The organism is Streptomyces sp. NPDC001393, assembly GCF_053597455.1.
In genome coordinates this window covers 12,662-30,827 of sequence record NZ_JBSFIH010000018.1, presented here as the reverse complement: position 1 = coordinate 30,827, position 18,166 = coordinate 12,662, and the positions used below count along the sequence as shown (strand labels likewise).

General features: G+C 73.0%; 17 protein-coding genes and 2 pseudogenes. 11 read left to right on the top strand and 8 right to left on the bottom strand.

All coding sequences use genetic code 11. The features are described from left to right. Positions 1-9: 9 nt before the first annotated feature. The 4 genes from ACWC2T_RS20675 to ACWC2T_RS20660 form a co-directional block, all read right to left on the bottom strand. Positions 10-2,340, bottom strand: coding sequence for a SpoIIE family protein phosphatase (locus tag ACWC2T_RS20675; RefSeq protein ID WP_450671793.1), 2,331 nt, complete (start codon positions 2,338-2,340; stop codon positions 10-12). 77 nt (positions 2,341-2,417) lie between these two features. Continuing rightward, positions 2,418-2,885 (bottom strand): peroxiredoxin, encoded by a 468-nt coding sequence (locus ACWC2T_RS20670; RefSeq protein ID WP_450671792.1) that lies wholly within the window; start codon positions 2,883-2,885, stop codon positions 2,418-2,420. Then, positions 2,882-3,262 carry a DoxX family protein gene (locus ACWC2T_RS20665; RefSeq protein WP_450671791.1) on the bottom strand — a complete coding sequence of 127 codons (381 nt, stop codon included), beginning with the start codon at positions 3,260-3,262 and terminating at the stop codon, positions 2,882-2,884. The genes ACWC2T_RS20670 and ACWC2T_RS20665 overlap by 4 nt, the downstream gene beginning before the upstream one ends. An 81-nt stretch (positions 3,263-3,343) precedes the next feature. After that, entirely contained in the window at positions 3,344-3,868 is a 525-nt protein-coding gene (locus ACWC2T_RS20660; RefSeq protein WP_450671790.1) for a MarR family winged helix-turn-helix transcriptional regulator, read from the bottom strand. A 184-nt stretch (positions 3,869-4,052) separates the two neighbouring features. Here ACWC2T_RS20660 and ACWC2T_RS20655 point away from each other — a divergent pair, with 184 nt between their 5' ends. The 3 genes from ACWC2T_RS20655 (at position 4,053) to ACWC2T_RS20645 (ending at position 6,186) form a co-directional block, all read left to right on the top strand. Next, a complete protein-coding gene (locus tag ACWC2T_RS20655; RefSeq protein WP_351209929.1) occupies positions 4,053-4,340 on the top strand; it encodes a putative quinol monooxygenase in 288 nt (95 codons plus the stop codon). Between the two features lie 228 nt (positions 4,341-4,568). Further along, positions 4,569-5,168: an SH3 domain-containing protein gene (locus ACWC2T_RS20650; protein ID WP_450671789.1), complete on the top strand. Its 600-nt coding sequence runs from the start codon at positions 4,569-4,571 to the stop codon at positions 5,166-5,168. Between the two features lie 187 nt (positions 5,169-5,355). Beyond that, positions 5,356-6,186, top strand: coding sequence for an XRE family transcriptional regulator (locus tag ACWC2T_RS20645; protein WP_450671788.1), 831 nt, complete (start codon positions 5,356-5,358; stop codon positions 6,184-6,186). Between the two features lie 63 nt (positions 6,187-6,249). On the opposite strand, the gene ACWC2T_RS20640 is transcribed toward ACWC2T_RS20645, so the two are convergent. Further along, positions 6,250-6,444, bottom strand: a complete 195-nt coding sequence (locus ACWC2T_RS20640) for a hypothetical protein (protein WP_450671787.1) — start codon at positions 6,442-6,444, stop codon at positions 6,250-6,252. A 178-nt stretch (positions 6,445-6,622) separates the two neighbouring features. Then, a pseudogene (locus tag ACWC2T_RS20635) lies at positions 6,623-6,907 on the bottom strand (LysR substrate-binding domain-containing protein); the annotation flags it as partial. On the opposite strand from ACWC2T_RS20635, the pseudogene ACWC2T_RS20630 reads away from it, so the two are divergent. The 3 genes and pseudogenes from ACWC2T_RS20630 to ACWC2T_RS20620 form a co-directional block, all read left to right on the top strand. Beyond that, positions 6,898-7,632, top strand: a pseudogene (locus ACWC2T_RS20630) (EamA family transporter); the annotation flags it as partial. The pseudogenes ACWC2T_RS20635 and ACWC2T_RS20630 overlap by 10 nt on opposite strands. A 273-nt stretch (positions 7,633-7,905) precedes the next feature. Then, complete coding sequence (locus tag ACWC2T_RS20625) at positions 7,906-8,670, top strand: IclR family transcriptional regulator (RefSeq protein WP_450671786.1); 765 nt, start codon at positions 7,906-7,908, stop codon at positions 8,668-8,670. Positions 8,671-8,768: 98 nt separating this feature from the next. Beyond that, positions 8,769-9,950: a PP2C family protein-serine/threonine phosphatase gene (locus ACWC2T_RS20620; protein ID WP_450671785.1), complete on the top strand. Its 1,182-nt coding sequence runs from the start codon at positions 8,769-8,771 to the stop codon at positions 9,948-9,950. 14 nt (positions 9,951-9,964) lie between these two features. Here ACWC2T_RS20620 and ACWC2T_RS20615 read toward each other — a convergent pair whose 3' ends face one another. Further along, complete coding sequence (locus ACWC2T_RS20615; protein WP_450671784.1) at positions 9,965-10,390, bottom strand: ATP-binding protein; 426 nt, start codon at positions 10,388-10,390, stop codon at positions 9,965-9,967. Between the two features lie 175 nt (positions 10,391-10,565). On the opposite strand from ACWC2T_RS20615, the gene ACWC2T_RS20610 reads away from it, so the two are divergent. From ACWC2T_RS20610 to ACWC2T_RS20600, 3 genes are all read left to right on the top strand, one after another. Further along, entirely contained in the window at positions 10,566-11,333 is a 768-nt protein-coding gene (locus ACWC2T_RS20610; RefSeq protein WP_450671783.1) for an IclR family transcriptional regulator, read from the top strand. Between the two features lie 44 nt (positions 11,334-11,377). Next, a complete protein-coding gene (gene glpK, locus ACWC2T_RS20605) occupies positions 11,378-12,892 on the top strand; it encodes a glycerol kinase GlpK (protein WP_450671782.1) in 1,515 nt (504 codons plus the stop codon). Positions 12,893-13,163: 271 nt separating this feature from the next. After that, a complete protein-coding gene (locus ACWC2T_RS20600; protein WP_450671781.1) occupies positions 13,164-14,270 on the top strand; it encodes a zinc-dependent alcohol dehydrogenase in 1,107 nt (368 codons plus the stop codon). On the opposite strand, the gene ACWC2T_RS20595 is transcribed toward ACWC2T_RS20600, so the two are convergent. Beyond that, positions 14,218-14,868 carry a TetR/AcrR family transcriptional regulator gene (locus ACWC2T_RS20595; protein ID WP_450671780.1) on the bottom strand — a complete coding sequence of 217 codons (651 nt, stop codon included), beginning with the start codon at positions 14,866-14,868 and terminating at the stop codon, positions 14,218-14,220. The genes ACWC2T_RS20600 and ACWC2T_RS20595 overlap by 53 nt on opposite strands. 253 nt (positions 14,869-15,121) lie before the next feature. Here ACWC2T_RS20595 and ACWC2T_RS20590 point away from each other — a divergent pair, with 253 nt between their 5' ends. Together ACWC2T_RS20590 and ACWC2T_RS20585 are read left to right on the top strand one after the other, a co-directional pair. Beyond that, positions 15,122-16,594: an MFS transporter gene (locus ACWC2T_RS20590; RefSeq protein WP_450671779.1), complete on the top strand. Its 1,473-nt coding sequence runs from the start codon at positions 15,122-15,124 to the stop codon at positions 16,592-16,594. Between the two features lie 339 nt (positions 16,595-16,933). Beyond that, positions 16,934-17,911: an ATP-dependent DNA ligase gene (locus tag ACWC2T_RS20585; RefSeq protein ID WP_450671897.1), complete on the top strand. Its 978-nt coding sequence runs from the start codon at positions 16,934-16,936 to the stop codon at positions 17,909-17,911. The last annotated feature ends 255 nt before the right edge of the window (positions 17,912-18,166 follow it).

The following is an 18,166-nucleotide window of genomic DNA, read 5'->3' as shown; positions in this document are numbered from 1 at the left end:
GGCGGCCGATCAGCTGCCGGGCAGCGCCTGCTCGGCCCAGATCGTCTTGCCCCGGCCGGTCTGCCGGCTGCCCCAGCGCTGGGTGAGCTGGGCGACCAGCAGCAGTCCGCGGCCGCCCTCGTCGTAGGCGTGCGCCCGGCGCAGATGCGGTGAGGTGGAACTGGCGTCGGAGACCTCGCAGATGAGGGCGCGGTCGCGGATCAGCCGGAGCTGGATGGGCGGTTCGCCGTAGCGGATGGCGTTGGTGACGAGTTCGCTGACGACGAGTTCGGTGATGAAGGCGGCCTCCTCCAGCCCCCAGGCGGCCAGTTGTTCGCCGGCCGCCTGCCGGAACGCGGCGACCTCGGCGGGGTCGGGCGGGACGTCCCAGGTGGCGACCCGGTCGGCGCCGAGGGCGCGGGTGCGGACGAGCAGCAGGGCGACGTCGTCGCCGGGCTGGTCGGGCAGGACGGCCTTCAGGACGCCGTCGCACAGGGCCTCGAGGGAGTCGGCGGGTGCGCCGAGGGCTCGGCGCAGTTCCTCGACGGCCCCGTCGGGGTCCCGGTCGCGGTCCTCGACCAGGCCGTCGGTGTAGAGCGCGACGACGGAACCCTCGGGCAGCTCCAGCTCCGTCGCCTCGAACGGCAGCCCCCCGACACCGAGCGGTGGCCCGGCGCTCATGACGACGGACTCCGCGGTGCCGCCGGGCAGGACGACGGCCGGGGCGGGGTGGCCGGCGGCGGCCAGGGTGAGCCGCCGGGAGACGGGGTCGTACACGGCGTACAGGCAGGTGGCGCCGAGTTCGGCGACCTCCTCCCGGCTGTCCTCGGCGGCCAGGTGGGTGACCAGGTCGTCCAGGTGCGTGAGGAGTTCGTCGGGCGGCAGGTCGACGTCGGCGAGGGTGCGTACGGCCGTCCGCAGCCGGCCCATGGTGGCCGAGGACTGGATGCCGTGGCCGACCACGTCGCCGACGACCAGGCCGACCCGGCCGCCGGAGAGCGGGATGACGTCGAACCAGTCGCCGCCGATGCCGGCCAGTGACCCGCAGGGCAGATACCGGTGGGCCACCTCGACCGCCGCCTGCCGGGGCAGGCCGCTCGGCAGCAGGCTGTGCTGGAGGGCGAGGGCGGTGCTGCGTTCACGGGCGAACCGGCGGGCGTTGTCGATGCAGACGGCGGCGCGGCTGCCGAGTTCCTCGGCGAAGACGGTGTCGTCGGGGCCGTAGGCGTCGGGGTGGGCCGTGCGGGCGCAGACGGCGACGCCCAGGGTGGTGCCGCGGGCCCGCAGGGGCACCGCCACGAGGGAGTGGGCGCCGTGCCGGTAGTGGCTGCCCTGGGGCGCGCGGGCGTTGCGCTCGGCGAGCCACTCGACGAACTCGGGCTCGCCGGCCTGGCTGAGCACCGCGCGGCCCTCGCGCAGGGCGCGGGTGGGCGGGGAGTTGGGTGCGTAGACGTCGGTCTCGCCAATGTGGACGGCCGCGCCGGGGTCGCCCTCGAAGGTCGAGCCGTGGGCGATGCGGTGCAGGACGACACCGCCCTCCGGGATCATCGGTGGCTCGTCCGCGCCGAGCACCCAGTCGAGCAGGTCGACGGTGGCGAAGTCGGCGTAGTGCGGGACGAGGACGTCTACCAGTTCCTCGGCGGTGCGCACCACGTCCAGGGTGGTGCCGATGCGGGTCGACGCCTCGTTGAGCAGGGCCAGGCGGCGCCGGGCCCAGTACTGTTCGCTGCTGTCGAAGGCCGCCATGGCGACGCCGGTCAGCTCGCCGGAGCCGGTGCGCAGCGGCCACATCTCGATGCTCCACAGGTGTTCCCGGTTCAGCGCGGGAGCGTCGGCGAAGCTCTCGTAGCGGACGGGCCGGCCGGTCTCGGCGACCTCCTTCAGGTGGTGCAGGAAGCCCACGTTGTATTCGGCCTCCTCCACGGTGTCCGGGAAGTACCGGCCGGTGAGCGCGGCCTCGGGGACGCCCATCACCTTGCAGGCGGCGTCGTTGAGCCGCAGATAGCGCTGCTCGAGGTCGAAGACCGACATGGACATGGAGGCCTGCTCGAAGGCCTCGGCGGCCAGTGTGCGGCCGGGCTCATCGGAAGTGACGACGTAGCAGGTGGGCCTCCCGTCGGCTCCGGCGACGGGACACGCGGTGAGCGTCACATCGATGCGGTGGCCGTCACGGTGGCGCAGCGCGACGGTGCCGGCCCGCGCGGCGAGCATGTCGTCCGGGATGTTCCCGGCGAGCAGCCCGGCCGCGGGCCGGCCCACGACGTCCTCGGCCGCGTGGCCCGTGAGCCGCCGCGCGCCCTCGCTCCACCCGGTCACCGTACCCAGGGCATCGATGATCGCCACGGCGGCGCCACGCTCCATATGACCAAGGATGTTCCGATTGCCCCGGCACATCAAGCGCGCGGGTGTTCCGGTCCGCCCTGCGCGACGGGGGCCCGTCAGCCCTGGTGGGCGCGGAGCGCGGCAAGAGCCCGGTCGGCGTGGGTGTTCATGCGCAGTTCGCTGCGGACGATCTCCAGCACCGTGCGGTCCTCGGCGATCACGAAGGTGACACGCTTGGTGGGGGCGAGGGAGAAGCCGCGTTTGACGCCGAACCGCTCGCGGACCGTGCCGTCGACGTCGGAGAGCAGCGGCATGCCGAGGCCGTGGCGCCCCGCGAACTCCCCCTGTTTGTCGACGCTGTCGCCGCTGATGCCGACGGGCCGGGCGCCGACGGCGGCGAATTCGGCGGCGAGGTCGCGGAAGTGGCAGGCCTCGGCGGTGCAGCCGGGGGTGAGGGCGGCCGGGTAGAAGAAGAGGACCACGGGCCCGTCGGCCAGCAGTTCGGTCAGCCGGCGGGTGGTGCCGGTCTCGTCGGGCAGGGCGAAGTCCTCGGCCTTGTCCCCGACCTCGATGCGTTCCGTCATGACCGTCCCTCCTCGTTCCGGGCGACTCCGCGGGCCCAGAGCACCAGCGGCACCTGCAGCGGCAGCCGCGCGAGGGCGGCCGTCCGCAGCGGCGCGGGCCGGTGGCGCCAGTCCACGGCCATCTGCACGTTCGCCGGGAACACGCCGACGAAGAAGGCCGCGGCCGCCTTCGCGGCGACCGCGCGGGTGCGGGGTGCGGCGATCCCGGCCGCCAGGGCCAGCTCCACGGCCCCGCTGCCGTACGTCCATGACCTGGGCGAGCCCGGGAGGGCGCGCGGCACGAGCGCGTCGAAGGGACGGGGGTGGGCGAAGTGGGCGACCCCGGCCGCGGCCAGCAGGCCGGCGAGCAGCAGGGGTGAGCGTTCGGACCGGGGCACGGTTCCTCCTCTGATGGCCTGCCGCCGGATATTACTCGACGGTAGGCGCAGCGGTGGCCCCTTGCCGCAGGATGCCGGCCGTCACGCCGTGGCGACGGCGTCGTCCGCCTCCCGGCCGGAGTCCTCGTCGGTGGTGTAGGCGAGGAAGTCGTCGACCATGCGGTGGAACAGGGTCGCCATCTGCCGCAGATCCTCGGGGCGCCAGCCGGCGAGGGCGAGCTGCATCCCGCGGGCCCCGGCCTCGCGGACCCGGTCGACGGCTTTCCGGCCCGCGTCGGTCAGCTGGATCCGCTGGGCGCGCCGGTCGGCGGGGTCCGGGACGCGCATCACGTATCCGCCCTTCTGCAGTTGCTGCACGGTGCGCGTCACATGGGAGGCCTCCACACCCAGGCGCTGTGCCAGCTCCCCCGGGCGCAGCGGCTCGGAGTCGGCGATCTGCCGCAGGAGGGCCACCGCGGCCCTGTCCAGCGGCACCCCGGCGAGCGCCATCAGCCGCTCGTGCTGCCGGGTGCGGGTGCCGAGGTAGGTGATACGCGTCAGGGCGCGCTCGATCTCGGCGACCTCCGGGGACGCGAGGGGCATGTCGGACAGCGATTCCGTGGGCATACCGGTCAGTTTACCAGCTCGTTGCGTAAGTCAAGTAAGTTCCGATCCGCTTTCCGCCCCCCTCTCCAGTCGGCCGTCCGCTCGGCCGTCCGCGGATCCGCTCGCGTGTCGTGCGGGCCACCTCTCGCCGGGAGCGTGCTGGAATCGGCAGGTCCGCCCCCCTTTGGAACACCGGAGGATTGCCATGGCCTTCGCCGTCGTCGCCCAGTACCAGTGCGCACCCGCCGACGCGGACACCGTGCGCGACGCGCTGCGGAAGATGCGTGAACTGGTCCCGTCGGAACCCGCGAACCTTGCCTACGAGGCGCACGAGGTCGTCGACCGGCCGGGGGCGTTCGTGCTGTACGAGCGCTACACGGACCGCGCCGGTTTCGAGGCGCACAAGGAGACGGAGCACTTCGCGGAGCTGATCCGGGGAACGGTGTTCCCGCTGCTGAAGGAGCGGACGATCACCTTCACCGAGACACTCTGACCCGCCGCCGGCGCCGCAGCGTCCCTCCGCCGGGACACCTCACCCGAACGTGTGCAGGGGCGGCGGGACATCCCGCAGCCGCGGCCCAGGTGGGCCGGCCGGCGCCCGGGACGCCCGTCCCGCGGGACGTCCCGGGGAAACCGGAACGGCATTCTGACGGCTCGTCACGGAAACTCTGACCGTCGTGATCACTGCTCGTGGTCACGAGAACGACAGCCGGAGGTTTCCATGATCCTACGGAGTCTCAAGAGCGGACTGCTGGCCACGGTCGCGGTGCTCGCGTTCCTGCCGACGGCGGCCGGTGCCACCGCGGCCGACGCGGCCACCCGGCACCCCGTGCCCGGCGCCGTCGTCCAGTACGACGCCCAGCACCACCGCAGCCACCAGCACGGGCACGCCGCGTACCGCTTCCACCACCGCGTCCACCTCCGCAGGCACCACGCGCGCCGCGTCCACCGCGGCCACCTGTCCACGGCTCAGGGCATGGCCTACCGCTTCGTCCCGTGGTCGATGACCTACCCCCGCGCCACATGGGCGGTGCCGTACCGCCTGCGGTACCGACTCGCGGCGCAGCCCGTGTCGTACCGCCACGTCCCGGCCGCCACCGGCCGGGTCACCACCCGCTGGGCCCCGCTCAACGTCCGCTCCGGGCCCGGCACCGGCTACCGGGTGGTCGGCCACCGGTACTCGGGCCGGCATGTGGCGCTCGTCTGCCGGACGACCGGCTCCTCCGTGCACGGGAACACCACGTGGTACCGGCTTCCGCACCACAGGGGCTACGTCTCGGCCCACTACATCCGCGCCGACCGCACCCTCCCCTGGTGCTGACGGCCCCGCACCGCTCCTCTGCCTAGCCACCGAAGGCCCGTTCGACGACCCCCGAACGGGCCTTCGGTACGCCCGCACCTCACCTTCCTCATACCCGAGCGTGTGTTGCAGGCGCCGCACACCAGGGAAGTCATTCCGGCATCAGGGGCGAAACCGCCCATAGCGGAAAGGGAGTCGAGGACGCACGATGCGGCACCCCCAAGCATCGACCACACCGGACGAGGCACTGGTGGTGGGACTGCGCGAACTGAAGGACCGTACGGGGCTGAGCCTGGCGGCGCTGGCCGCGCGCACCCCGTACAGCAAGTCCGCGTGGCACCGCTATCTGTCCGGCGGCACCCCGCCGCCGAGGTCGGCCGTGGAGGCGCTCTGCCGGCTCGCCGGCGCCGACCTGGAGGCCGCACTGGCGCTGTGGGCCGCGGCCGAGCCCGCCCCGCCCGCGACCGAGGCGGCCGCGACCGACACGACCGGGGCCACCCCCGAGGAGTCCGGCCGCGGCCGGGGGCCCGGCCGGCTCACGCCCTGGCTGCCGCGGCGGCTCCCGTCGTGGCTTCCGCTGTCGGTGTTCGCGCTGTGCGGTACGGCGACGGCGGTGGCCGCCACCGCCGTCGCCCTGTCCACGCGGCCGGGCGCCGCGCCCACCGCGCACTCACTGACGGCGGTGCACCGCTGTCACGGCCGGTCCTGCCAGGGCGAGTTGCCGGACGCCTCGGTGTGCGCCCGGGACGCGCGGACCACGAGCACGGTCGCCGACCCCCGCTACACCGTCCGGCTGCGCTGGTCCCCGGCCTGCGAGACCGTCTGGTCGGAGGTGAGACTGCGGTCGCCCAAGGCCCGTGAGGTCTCGGTGCGCGCGGGCCAGGACGTGATGTCGGCCGGCTATCCGGCGGACGACTCCACGGGGGACAGCAGCCCGATGCTCTCGGTGTCCTCGCCGCGAGGCGTGGAGGCGTGTGCCGAGGTGGCCGGGGAAGTGGCCTGCACGGGCCTGGACGTGGAGCCCGGCCCGCCGGGGTGACGCCGTGGACCGCGTGCGGTGCCGTACCCCTGCGTGGGGTGCGGCACCGTGCGCGGGGGCGGGTCAGCCTGCGGTGACGAGCGTGTGCCCGGTGCCGCTGTGCTCGGGGCGTCGCGAGGAGCGCAGGGCGGCGATGCCGATGAACGCCATGGAGGACACACCGGCCAGGGCGAAGGCGGTGAAGCCCCAGTCGCCGTTGCCCGCGGCGAGCAACTGGCCGCCGAGCCAGGGCCCGAAGACGGCGCCGAAGCGGCCCATGCCCGAGGTCCAGCCGACGGCGGTGGCACGGTTGTCGGGGGGAGCGGATGGACACGGGCGCGTAGATCATCGTCTGGGCGCTGTTCAGGAACACACCCGCGAGGAAGACGACCAGGAACGTCACGCCGAGCGGCATGCGGACGCTGAGATTCTGTCTGCGCTTTTGTGCGCCGACCGTTCAGCCCGTTCTGTACAGCTCGCTGAGCAGTTCGAGGACCGCCTGGAGGGCCGGGTGCGGGTCGTCACGCCACCAGGCGAGCCGTACGGCCACGGGTTCGGCGTCACGCACCGGCCGGTAGACGACGCCGGGCCTCGGGTACTGGTTCGCTGTCGACTCCGCGGTGACACCGATGCCGCGTCCGGCGGCGATGACGGTGAGCCAGTCGTCGACGTCGTGCGTCTCCTCCACCGCAGGGCGTGAGTCCTGCGGCCACAGTTCGGGGGTGGTGGTGTCCGCTCGGCGTGGTGGCCGTACGCCAGTACGTCGCCGCACTCGTCCTGCTGGCCGTCGGCCGACCGCGCCCACGCGACTTCACCCGGCACCAGTGGTGGCCGGTGCTGCTGCTCGCCGGGGTCTTCGGCACCATGAACCTGACCCTGTACGGCGCGATCGACCGGATCGGCCTGGGGCTTGCGGTGACCCTGGAGTTCCTGGGCCCGCTCGGCATCGCGCTGGCCGCCTCGCGGCGCCGGCTGGACGCGGGGTGCGCGGCGCTGGCCGGGGCCGGAGTCGTGGTGCTGATGCGCCCCCGGCCGTCCACCGACTACCTCGGCATGGCCCTGGGCCTGGTGGCGGCCTGCTGCTGGGCCTCGTACATCCTGCTCAACCGGATCGTCGGGCGGCGCATCCCGGGCGCCCAGGGCTCGGCCGCGGCCGCGTGTGTGTCGGCGCTGGCCTTCCTGCCGATCGGGATCGTCCTCGTCGTACGGCATCCGCCGGCCCTCGGGGCGGTGGTGTGCGCGGTGGCGGCGGGTGTGCTGTCGTCCGCCGTGCCGTATCTCGCCGATCTGCTCACGCTGCGCACGGTGCCGGCCCAGACCTTCGGCCTGTTCATGAGCGTCAATCCGGTGCTGGCGGCGGTGGTCGGGTGGCTGGTGCTGGGGCAGGGTCTGGGCGCGCCGGAGTGGGCGGGGATCGGGGCGGTGGTCGCCGCGAACGCGGTCAGCATCGCGAGCACGCGTCGCTGAGGACGGCGGGCACGATCGATCCGGCACACACCGCTGAGACGGCCCGGGACGATCGATCCGGCACACGCCGCTGAAACGGCCGGCACGGTCGACGCCGCACACACCGCTGAAACGGCCGGCACGGTCCGTTCCCGTACTCGCCCCAGCCGCCACGCGCCTATCCCGACGGGACAGCGCGCCGACGGGACAGCAGGCGAGACGGGTGGCCCATGACCATGCCTGTGAGGCACCCCCTGCCTTGCCCGGGTCAGTCGCCCGTCGCACTCTGGTCTCATGGGTGCTCAGGACGGCCCCACGCTCATCACGTCCGTGCAGCGGGCCTTTCGTCTGCTGGAGGCGGTGAGCGCGCACGAGAACGGCGCGCCGGCGAAACAGCTGGCCCGCGAGACCGAGCTGCCCCTGGCCACCGCCTACCACCTGCTGCGCACCCTCGTGCACGACGGATACGTGCGCAAGCTGGACGACGGCGGCTTCGTCCTGGGCGACAAGCTGAACGCCCTGCACACCGCCGGAGCGGGCCGCGCGCAGACGCTGCTCAGCCGGGTGCGCCCGGCACTGGCCGCCCTCCGGGACGAACTGGCCACCGCCACCTACCTCACGTTCTACGAGGAGGGTGAGATCAGGGTGGCCGAGATCGTGGACGCCCCCCGCACACCCCGGGTGGATCTCTGGGTGGGTTTCGAGGATGCCGGACATGCCACCGCACTGGGCAAGTCCGTGCTGCGTGAGCTGGACGAGGACGCCCGCAGGGATTACCTCTCCAGGCACAACCTCGCCGACCTCACACCACGGACGATCACCAGTCTTCCGGAGCTGCTCCGCAGGATCGAGGCGCCCCCCTTGGCGCCGGCCGTGACGGACCTGGAGGAGTACGCGCTCGGCACCGTGTGCGTCGCCGTGCCCGTCTACCGCGGGAGCACGGTGGGCTCGCTCGGCGTCTCCCTGCCGGCGGAGCGGCGGGCCCGGCTCCCGGAGATCCGGGCACGACTGCTCCCGGTCGCGAGCCGGGTGACCAGAAGTCTCTCGCTCACTATCTGAAAATCCGCTCCTTGTGGCGGCTCTCACTCAGCCCGTTTGATTGATGAAACGGACATTTTGGGTGTTTACCCCGTACAGGCGAGGACTGCGGACGAACGATGAGCAAGGCCGGACACCATGGTGGCGAGCACGCTCCGCTGCGGCTGTTCACGAACATCGCGGCCGGCGCCCGGCGATCGGTCCGCCGGCGTGCCGCCAGGCACCTGGCCGCGGGAATGTCCCTGCTGCCGATTCTGGTCGTCGCCGTCGTCGTGCTCCTGGACGTCACCGCAGGGACGGCGATGCCCTGGTTGCCGCTGCTGGCGGCCGGACCCGCGCTGGCGGCCGCCACCAACGGGCCGCGTGGTGTGGTCTGCGTCGGTCTCGTCGCCATGGTGGTGGGCGTGGCGCTGGCCATCGGGCACGCGGCCCCCGCCCGCGAGCCGGCGGCCGTGGTGTCCGCCCTGCTGGCCGTCACCTCGGCGAGCGCACTGGCCGGCGCGCTGCGTCGCCGTCGTGAACGGGTCCTCGCGGCCGTCCGCTCGGTCGCCGAGGCCGCCCAGCACGCCGTGCTCCAGCCGGTCCCGGACACCGTCGGCCCGTTCCAGGTGGCCGTCCGCTACAGCGCCGCGGCGGCGGAGGCCCGGATCGGCGGGGACCTCTACGCCCTGGTGCCCACGCCCTACGGCATCAGGCTGATCGTCGGCGACGTGCGCGGCAAGGGGCTGCCCGCCGTGGGCACCGCCGCTCTCGTGCTCGGGGTGTTCCGCGAGGCCGCCTGTGACGAGCCCGACCTGCTCGCCGTCGTCTCGAGGATCGAGCGGAGCCTGGCGCGCAACCTCGGTCCCGACGACTTCGTCACCGCCGTGGTCGTCGGATACCCCCGGTCGGGCGACCTGGAGATCGTCAACTGCGGACATGCGCCGCCGCTGCTGGTGTCCGCCTCCGGAGAGGTCGGCGCGGTGGAGCCCGCGCATCCCGCTCCGCCCCTCGGGCTGCGCGCCCTGTCGGGCCAGGCCCCCCGCCTGCAGCGGCTGCCCTTCGCGCCGGGAGACCAGCTGCTGCTCTACACCGACGGGGTCACGGAGGCCCGCGATCACGCGCGTGCCTTCTATCCGCTGGCCGAAGGGGTGGCCCGGCATGTGTGCGACGAGCCGGCCCGCACCCTCACCGCGCTCCATGACGAACTGCTGGCGCATGTCGGCGGCCGGCTGCACGACGACGCGGCCCTGCTTCTGCTCCGGAAGAACACGGCGGACGATCCGGCGTGCGTGCCGTCACGCTGCGAGGCCGCGGTCTGATGCGAGGCCGCGGTCTAAGGGGCCACGAGCTCGGCCCAGCGGGTGACGCCGCCGAGGTGGGTCCGTATGCCATGACGAGTCGCCAGGGCGTGGACGATCGCCTCGCCCCTGCCGTGCTCGTCGGGGTCGATCCCCAGGACGGAGCGGGGCGCCGGAAGGACGGGGCCGGCGTCGGTGACCTCGACGCGCAGGGTGCAGCCGGCGTCGCCGCGCACCCACGACAGCCGGAGCACGGCCGGGGGCCTGGCGTGCACGATCGCGTTGGTGACCAGCTCCGACACCATGAGCAGGGCGTCGTCGACGAGGTACGGACACACCCGCCACTCGGCGAGGACGGCCGCCGCACGACGGCGAACGGCCGAGACGGCGCCGGAGACGGGCGGCACCGGACACACGTGTTCGCATGCCGCCTGAAGCAGCGTCTTGAGCTGTGCCGCCATGTTCTCTCCCGATGGTGCGTACGGCCGGTCCCGCGCCGTCACATCGGCGCATCCACGGCTCCCTGCACGCTATGGAGACAAATCGGGCCGGTCAATGAACGGCGGTCGGCATTACCGAACGCCGCCCTGCCCCGCCCCACGGGCACGCCCTCCGTGCGGGTAATAGGCTCGCTTCATGGCCGGACCGGTCCAGTCGATCGAACGGGCGGCGGCGATTCTGCGTCTGCTCGCCGGCGGGCCCCGCCGACTCGGTCTCGGCGAGGTGGCGGCCTCCCTCGGGCTGGCGAAGGGCACCGCACACGGCATTCTGCGCACGCTGCAGCACGTGGACTTCGTGGAGCAGGACGCGGCGACCGGGAAGTACCAGCTCGGCGCCGCCCTGTTGCACCTCGGCACGAGCTACCTCGACGTCAACGAGCTGCGCTCGCGCTCGCTCAACTGGGCCGACGCCCTGGCCGCCCGCAGCGGGGAGGCGGTGCGCCTGGGCACCCCCCTGGAGGGCAGCGTCCTCGTCGTCCACCACGTGTTCCGGCCGGACGACACCTTCCAGACCCTGGACGTGGGCTCGCTGCTGCCCCTGCACGCCTCCTCGCTCGGCAAGGTGCTGCTGGCGTACGGGACCGCGACCGTCGAGCCGGCCCAGGGGCGCGGGCTGGAGGAGTACACCCGGCACACCCTGGTCGATCCCGAGCGGCTCACCCGGGCACTGCAGGAGGTCAGGGAGGTCGGGTGGGCCGCCGAGATCCAGGAAATGAGCATGGGCGAGGCCGGGATCGCCGCACCGATCCGCGGGCACGGCGGCCTCGTCGTCGGCGCCATCGGGCTGTCCGGACCGGTCGAGCGGATCTGCGACAGCCAGGGCCACCCCCGCCCGAGTCTGATCACGCTGCTCCGTGAGGCCGCACGGGCGATCTCCAAAGACCTGGGAGCCGCCCGCTGGTAGGCCAGGACAGCCGCCCCTCGATCCGTCGGAAGGCAGACCCGATCATGGCTGACCGGTACGTAATGTCCATCGATCAGGGCACCAACTCCACCCGATGCATCCTGTTCGACCACCGCGGGCGGCTGGTCTCGGTCGCGCAGAAGGAACACCAGCAGCACTTCCCCAGGCCCGGCTGGGTCGAACACGACGCCATGGAGATATGGCACAACCTGCGGCACATCGTGCCCGAGACGCTCTCCGCCGCCGGTGTCGGCCGGGACCAGGTCATCGGCATCGGCCTGGCGAACCAGCGCGAGACGACCGTGCTGTGGGACCGGCGGACCGGCGCCCCGCTGGGCCGGGCGATCGTCTGGCAGGACACCCGCACGGAGCCTCTCGTGGAGGAGCTCAGACAGCGCCCCGGTGAGGCGTTCTTCCTCGAGCGGTGCGCTCTGCCGCCCTCGACCTACTTCTCCGCGCTGCGCATCCGGTGGCTGTTCGACCACGTCAAGGGGGTCGAGCAGCGCGCCAAGGACGGCGAGGTGCTGTTCGGAACGATGGAGAGCTGGCTGATCTGGAATCTCACCGGGGCCGCGGCGGGCGGCCTGCACATCACCGACGCCACCAACGCCAGCCGCACCATGCTGATGAACATCCGCACGCTCACCTGGGACGACGAGCTGCTGTCCTTCTTCGGGGTGCCGCGCGCGATGCTGCCGGAGATCCGGTCGTCCGCGGAGACGTACGGCGAAGCCCGCTCGCTGCTGCCCGGGGTCTCGATCACGGCCGCCCTCGGCGACCAGCAGGCCGCCCTGTTCGGCCAGACCTGCTTCTCCCCGGGCGAGGCCAAGTGCACCTACGGGACGGGCAGCTTCCTGCTGCTCAACACCGGCGGCGAGCTGGTGCGGTCCCGGCACGGGCTCCTCACCACCGTCGCCTACCAGATCGGGGACCAGCAACCGGCGTACGCCCTGGAAGGGTCGATCGCCGTCACCGGCGCGCTCGTCCAGTGGTTCCGGGACCGCCTGGGGCTGATCAACAGCGCCCCGGAGATCGAGACCCTCGCGCGGACGGTCGAGGACAACGGCGGCTGCTACATCGTTCCCGCGTTCTCCGGTCTGTTCGCGCCCCGCTGGCGCAGCGACGCCCGCGGGGTCATCGTCGGCCTCACGTCGTACATCACCAAGGGGCACCTGGCGCGAGCGGTGCTGGAGGCCACCGGATGGCAGACCCGGGAGGTCGTCGACGCCATGAACGCCGACTCCTCCGTCTCCCTCCGGCAGCTCAAGGTGGACGGGGGGATGACCGCGGACAACCTGCTCATGCAGTTCGTGGCCGATGTGCTCGACGTGCCCGTGGTGCGGCCCATGGTCGCCGAAACGGTGTCCCTGGGCGCCGCCTACGCGGCCGGACTCGCCGCCGGCTACTGGCCGGATCTGGAGGTGCTGCGCCGCAACTGGCACCGGGCCGCCCAGTGGCTGCCCGCCATGGACCCCGAGCTGCGGGAGTCGGAGTACGACAACTGGCAGCGGGCCGTGGAGCGGTCCTTGGGCTGGGTCCGGCCGCCGCGGTCCCCCTGACGCCGGACGCCGGGAAGCAGACGCGGCCGGACGGCGGCCTATTCAATTGCTTGACTCAAGTAAGTCACATGTGCTTGCCTAACTCAAGCAAGACGGCAACCCCGAGTCCGGGCGGCCATGAGCGGAGGCCGCCCTGTGCGCCGCCTCCCGTGGGGACGGGGAGCGGCGCCGCCCCCCGGACCGGCCGCCGGGCCACTCCCCCCGCCCGGCCCCCGTCCGGGGGCACCTCTCCGCCCCCGTCCGCGCCGACCTTTCGAAAGCGAGTCATCCCATGGCCACCATGAAGTCCGTACGGACCGGCACCGCAGGGCGGATCGAGACGGTGGATACCGAGCGCCCCGAGCCCGGGCCGAAGGACGTCCTCGTGAAGATCCGCGCCTGTGGCATCTGCGGCACCGACCTCGCCTTCGTGCACATGGGCGGCATGCCCGAGCACGCCCATCTGGGCGGCGAGCTGGTCCCGGTGGCCCTGGGACACGAGCCTGCCGGGGAGATCGTGGAGGTCGGCGCGGAGGTCACGGGCCTGAAGGCCGGGGACCGGGTGGTCGTCAATCCGCAGGACGCGCCCACCGGGATCATCGGCTGCGGCGGCAGACACGGCGGCATGAGTGAGTACCTGCTCATCGAGAACGCCGTCGCGGGCAGGAGCGTGGCGGTTTTCCCCGACTCCGTGCCCTTCGACGTGGCCTCGCTCAACGAGCCGATGGCGGTCGCCCTGCACTGCGTCAACCGGTCCGGGGCGCGCCCGTCGGAGAAGGTGGTGGTGTTCGGCGCCGGGCCCATCGGACTGGGTGCCACGATCTGGCTGAAGCTGCGGGGGGTGCGGCACGTGGTCGTGGTGGATGTGCTGCCGGACCGGCTGGCGAAGGCCCTCGCCGTAGGAGCGGACGCGGTGATCGACTCGCGCGGGGAGGACGTGGCCGCCCGGCTGACGGAACTGCACGGCCAGGGCGCCAACGCGCTCGGCCAGCCCCGGCCGGACACCGACGTCTACATCGACGCCGCCGGTGCGGCGGCCGTCTTCGACACCGTGGTCGGCGCGGCCAAGTGGCGTGCGCGGCTGGTCATGGTGGCCGTACACAAGAAGGGTTCGGAGATCGACCTCGGCGGGATGCTGCGCAGTGAGCTGACGCTCATCGCGTCCCAGGGGTACCCGACCGAGATCTTCGAGGTCACGCCTCAGCTGGTCGAGCACCATGAACGCTTCGCCCGGTTGATCAGCCACCGGGTGCCGTTCGGCGAGGCGGACCGGGCCTTCGGGCTGGCGCTCACGCCAGGGACCGCGGAGAAGGTCGTGGTGACCTTCGATGGGTCAGGTCCAGGGGTCAGCGAGCGGGCCCGACCGGGGCCAGCCACAGGCCAAGGATGGCGTCCGTAAGGCCCGCCGCCGCCTCCGCCCAGGTGGCTCTCGGGGTCGGAGTGCCCTCGGCGAGGGCCCGCTCCCGTTCGGCGCAGGTGTGCAGGATCAGCAGGCGGACCATCTGGCCGCGTTCGGCGCGGACCTCGGGCGGCAGTTCGGGAAGGGTGCGGTTAAGCCCCTCGATCGCCTGGCGCAGCGCCGGCGAGGTCATGGACTCCTCGACCATGATCTCGTGCAGCGCCGGGTCGGTCATGACCTGGGCGCAGAACCGGGCGTACCAGGTCGGGCTGCCGAGCCGGGCCAGATGCTCGGTCACCGGGCGCACCAGGCAGTCGACCCAGCCGCGTACGTCCGTGGAGTCGGCGGCCGCGGCGAGGGCCCGCCCCCTGAGCACCTCGATGCGCTCGGCGTGCCGACGGGCCACCGCGCGGACCAGGTCGGCCTTGGTGCCGAAGTGGTAGCCGACCGCCGCGTTGTTGCCCTGGCCGGCGGCCTCGCTGACCTGGCGGTTGGAGACCGCGTACACGCCGTGTTCGGCGAACAGCCGCTCCGCCGCGGTCAGGATCGCCTCCCGGGTCGCGCTCACCTGCTCGGCCCGCGCCGTCCTGCGCGCCATGCTCACCACCGCTCCGGGACCGCGCACCACCCCGGGGCGGTCGGTCCCGCGCGCCGCCCCGGGCCCTCGACCGGGGCGGCGAGGTCCAGCCGGAAAAGCCTACGGTCCGCGCCCGCCCCGCCGGGGACAGGCCCCGCATGAGGCGCCGTTTCGGCTCGCTAAAGTAAGTCAATCAATTGACTTAAACGAAATGGCCGGCTCCCCGGGTCGGTTTCCGTCCGTCCGTCAACCGCTCCTCGGAAGGTCTCTTCTCATGTCCCACGCCCCCGCCCGGCCCGCCGAGGCCGGCAGATCCGTTCCGACGCGGCCCGGTGCCGTGGTCGCGGTGCTGGCCCTGGCCGGTATCACCGTGTCGCTGATGCAGACCCTGGTGATCCCCATCGTTCCGGAGCTGCCCACCTATCTGCACGCCTCCGCGTCCGACACCGCCTGGGCGGTCACGGCCACGCTGCTGGCCGCCGCCGTCGCCACCCCGGTGGCGGGCCGGCTCGGCGACATGTTCGGCAAACGGCGCCTGCTGCTGGTCAGTCTGGTGCTGCTGGTGGCCGGTTCGGTGGTGTGTGCGCTCAGCGACGCGCTGGTCCCGATGATCGTCGGCCGTGCCCTCCAGGGTCTGGCCGCGGCCGTGGTGCCGCTCGGCATCAGCATCATGCGGGACGAGCTGCCGCCGGAGAAGCTGGCCGGCTCGACCGCGCTGATGAGCGCCTCCCTCGGCGTCGGCGGTGCGCTCGGTCTGCCCGCCGCCGCGTTCCTCGCCGACCACTACGACTGGCACGTGCTCTTCTGGACGTCCGCCTCCCTCGGCGTCCTCGCCTTCGCATGCGTCCTGACCCTGGTGCCGGAATCCGGCGTGCGTACCGGCGGCCGCTTCGACCTCGTCGGGGCGCTCGGCATGGCGGTCGGGCTGGTCTCGCTGCTGCTGGCCGTCTCCAAGGGCGCCGACTGGGGCTGGGGCAGCGGCAGCACCCTCGGTCTGTTCGCGCTCGCGGTGGTCGTCCTGGTGGCCTGGGGCTTCTTCGAACTGCGCACGGACGCGCCGCTGGTGGACCTGCGCACCACGGCCCGCCGCCAGGTGCTCTTCACCAACCTGGCGTCCGTCGCGTTCGGGTTCTCGATGTTCGCGATGTCCCTGGTCCTGCCGCAGCTGCTCCAGCTGCCCACGCAGACCGGCTACGGCCTCGGCCGGTCCATGCTCACGGTGGGGCTGGTCATGGCTCCGCAGGGCCTCGTGATGATGGCCATGGCGCCCTTGTCCGCGATGATCACCAAGTCCCGGGGCCCGAAGATCACGCTGATGCTGGGAGCGGTGATCGTCGCCGCCGGCTACGTCCTCAACATCGTGATGATGAGCGAGGTCTGGCAGCTGATCCTGGTGTCCTGCGTCATCGGCGCGGGCGTCGGCTTCGCCTACGGCGCCATGCCGGCCCTGATCATGGGTGCGGTCCCGCCGTCGGAGACGGCCGCCGCGAACAGCCTCAACACGCTGATGCGCTCCATCGGCACGTCGGTGGCCGGCGCGGTCGCCGGGGTGATCCTGGCGCAGCTGACGATCAGCCTGGGCGGCCACGCGCTGCCGTCCGAGAACGGCTTCAAGGTCGTCATGGCCATCGGCGCGGGCGCGGCGATCCTCGCCTTCGTCCTCGCCTCGTTCCTCCCCCGACCCCGCCCGGCCACCCCGTCCCCCGCCACCGCGCCCACGGAGCCCTCGGCGGAGACGGTCGCCTGAGTCTCCCCACCGAAGCGGCCGGGGGTGTGACCGCGCCATGGCCCGTGCGGCCACGCCCCTGCCGCACACCCCGGCCACGCTTCCGTCCGCGCTTCGGCTACCGGTCCGGGGCGGGCGATGGGCACCCAGCTGAAGCGATCCTCCCCAGCACGCTTCCCGTCCGTCCTTCGGCGAACGATCGCCGAAGGACGGGGAGTCGGCGGCAGCGGGAATCGACGGTCACGCCGGCCGTGCTTCCCCGTCCGTGGCACGCGCGGGCGGCGGGCCCGTTCAGGGGAACCCGTGGCCGAAGACGCGTGAGGCCGGCAGGAGCGGTCGAGGTCTTCAGCCGTGACCGCCGTGACCCTGCCGCTCATCGCGCCGATGCTCGCCACGCCCGGCACCCTGCCGCCCGCCGCCCAGGACCAGCGGTGGGCGTACGAGACCAAGCAGGACGGCCAGCGGGTGATGGTCTATCTACCCGGCGACGGCAGCGTGCTGCTGCGGGCCCGCTCGGGCGAGGACATCACCGCGGCCTATCCCGAACTGCGGCCGCTCGGCGGCGTGCTGGGCACCACGCCCGCCGTGCTGGACGGCGAGGTGCTGGCCCTCGACGAACGGGGCCGGGCCGACTTCCAGCTGCTGCAGAGCCGGATGGGCCTGGCGCACGCCCCCGCCCGGGCGGCACGCCGAGCCACCCAGGTGCCGGTGCATCTGGTCCTCTTCGACGCGCCGTACTTCGCGGGGCCCCTGCTGCGGCTGCCGTACGTACGGCGGCGGGCAAGGCTGACGGAACTGGGGCTGGCCGGGCCGTACTGGTCGACTCCGGGTGCGGTGACCGGACACGGCGCCGAGGCGCTCGCGGCGACCAGGGAACACGGCCTGGAGGGTCTGGTGTGCAAGCGACTGGACTCGGTGTACGAGCCCGGGGTCCGCTCCCGTGCCTGGATCAAGATCCGGAACATGCGCGCGGAGGACGTGATCGTCGGCGGCTGGCTGCCCGGCAAAGGGCGGCTGAGCGGGCTGCCCGGCGCGGTGCTGGTCGGCCAGCGCGCCGGTGGCCGGCTGCGGTACGTCGGCGGGGTGGGCACCGGCTGGAGCGAGGCCGAGCGGACCGAACTGGCCGCGCTGCTGCGGGACTCCGCGAGCGAACGGTGCCCCTTCGATCCGGTGCCGCGCGTCCCAGGCGCCCGCTGGGTGCTGCCCCGGCTGGTCGGCGAGGTCAGCTACAGCACCCGTACCCGGGCCGGTCTCCTGCGCCAGCCGTCCTGGCTGCGGCTCCGCCCGGACCTCACCCCGGAGGACTCCGCGGCCGACCTGCCGGAGGGCTTCGGCTGAGGACACCCCGCCCGCACTCCCCTGCCATCCAGTACGCCGCCACGCCACACGGCACGGCGATTGCGCCGCACCGCCAGGTCGTACCGCGCACCACCACCCCGCCATGAACGCCCACGCACCCAGCCGCCATCCCACCCGGACCTACCCCGGAAGAATCCACGGCCGACCTGCCGGAGGGCTTCGGCTGAGGACACCCCGCCCGCACTCCCCTGCCATCCAGTACGCCGCCACGCCACACGGCACGGCGATTGCGCC

Excerpts from the sequence above, each read along its gene's own strand:
- ACWC2T_RS20675 (WP_450671793.1), bottom strand. The coding sequence starts at position 2,340 with ATGGAGCGTGGCGCCGCCGTGGCGATCATCGATGCCCTGGGTACGGTG.
- ACWC2T_RS20670 (WP_450671792.1), bottom strand. The coding sequence starts at position 2,885 with ATGACGGAACGCATCGAGGTCGGGGACAAGGCCGAGGACTTCGCCCTG.
- ACWC2T_RS20660 (WP_450671790.1), bottom strand. The coding sequence starts at position 3,868 with ATGCCCACGGAATCGCTGTCCGACATGCCCCTCGCGTCCCCGGAGGTC.
- ACWC2T_RS20655 (WP_351209929.1), top strand. The coding sequence starts at position 4,053 with ATGGCCTTCGCCGTCGTCGCCCAGTACCAGTGCGCACCCGCCGACGCG.
- ACWC2T_RS20650 (WP_450671789.1), top strand. The coding sequence starts at position 4,569 with ATGATCCTACGGAGTCTCAAGAGCGGACTGCTGGCCACGGTCGCGGTG.
- ACWC2T_RS20645 (WP_450671788.1), top strand. The coding sequence starts at position 5,356 with ATGCGGCACCCCCAAGCATCGACCACACCGGACGAGGCACTGGTGGTG.
- ACWC2T_RS20640 (WP_450671787.1), bottom strand. The coding sequence starts at position 6,444 with ATGGGCCGCTTCGGCGCCGTCTTCGGGCCCTGGCTCGGCGGCCAGTTG.
- ACWC2T_RS20625 (WP_450671786.1), top strand. The coding sequence starts at position 7,906 with ATGGGTGCTCAGGACGGCCCCACGCTCATCACGTCCGTGCAGCGGGCC.
- ACWC2T_RS20620 (WP_450671785.1), top strand. The coding sequence starts at position 8,769 with ATGAGCAAGGCCGGACACCATGGTGGCGAGCACGCTCCGCTGCGGCTG.
- ACWC2T_RS20615 (WP_450671784.1), bottom strand. The coding sequence starts at position 10,390 with ATGGCGGCACAGCTCAAGACGCTGCTTCAGGCGGCATGCGAACACGTG.
- ACWC2T_RS20610 (WP_450671783.1), top strand. The coding sequence starts at position 10,566 with ATGGCCGGACCGGTCCAGTCGATCGAACGGGCGGCGGCGATTCTGCGT.
- glpK (WP_450671782.1), top strand. The coding sequence starts at position 11,378 with ATGGCTGACCGGTACGTAATGTCCATCGATCAGGGCACCAACTCCACC.
- ACWC2T_RS20600 (WP_450671781.1), top strand. The coding sequence starts at position 13,164 with ATGGCCACCATGAAGTCCGTACGGACCGGCACCGCAGGGCGGATCGAG.
- ACWC2T_RS20595 (WP_450671780.1), bottom strand. The coding sequence starts at position 14,868 with ATGGCGCGCAGGACGGCGCGGGCCGAGCAGGTGAGCGCGACCCGGGAG.
- ACWC2T_RS20590 (WP_450671779.1), top strand. The coding sequence starts at position 15,122 with ATGTCCCACGCCCCCGCCCGGCCCGCCGAGGCCGGCAGATCCGTTCCG.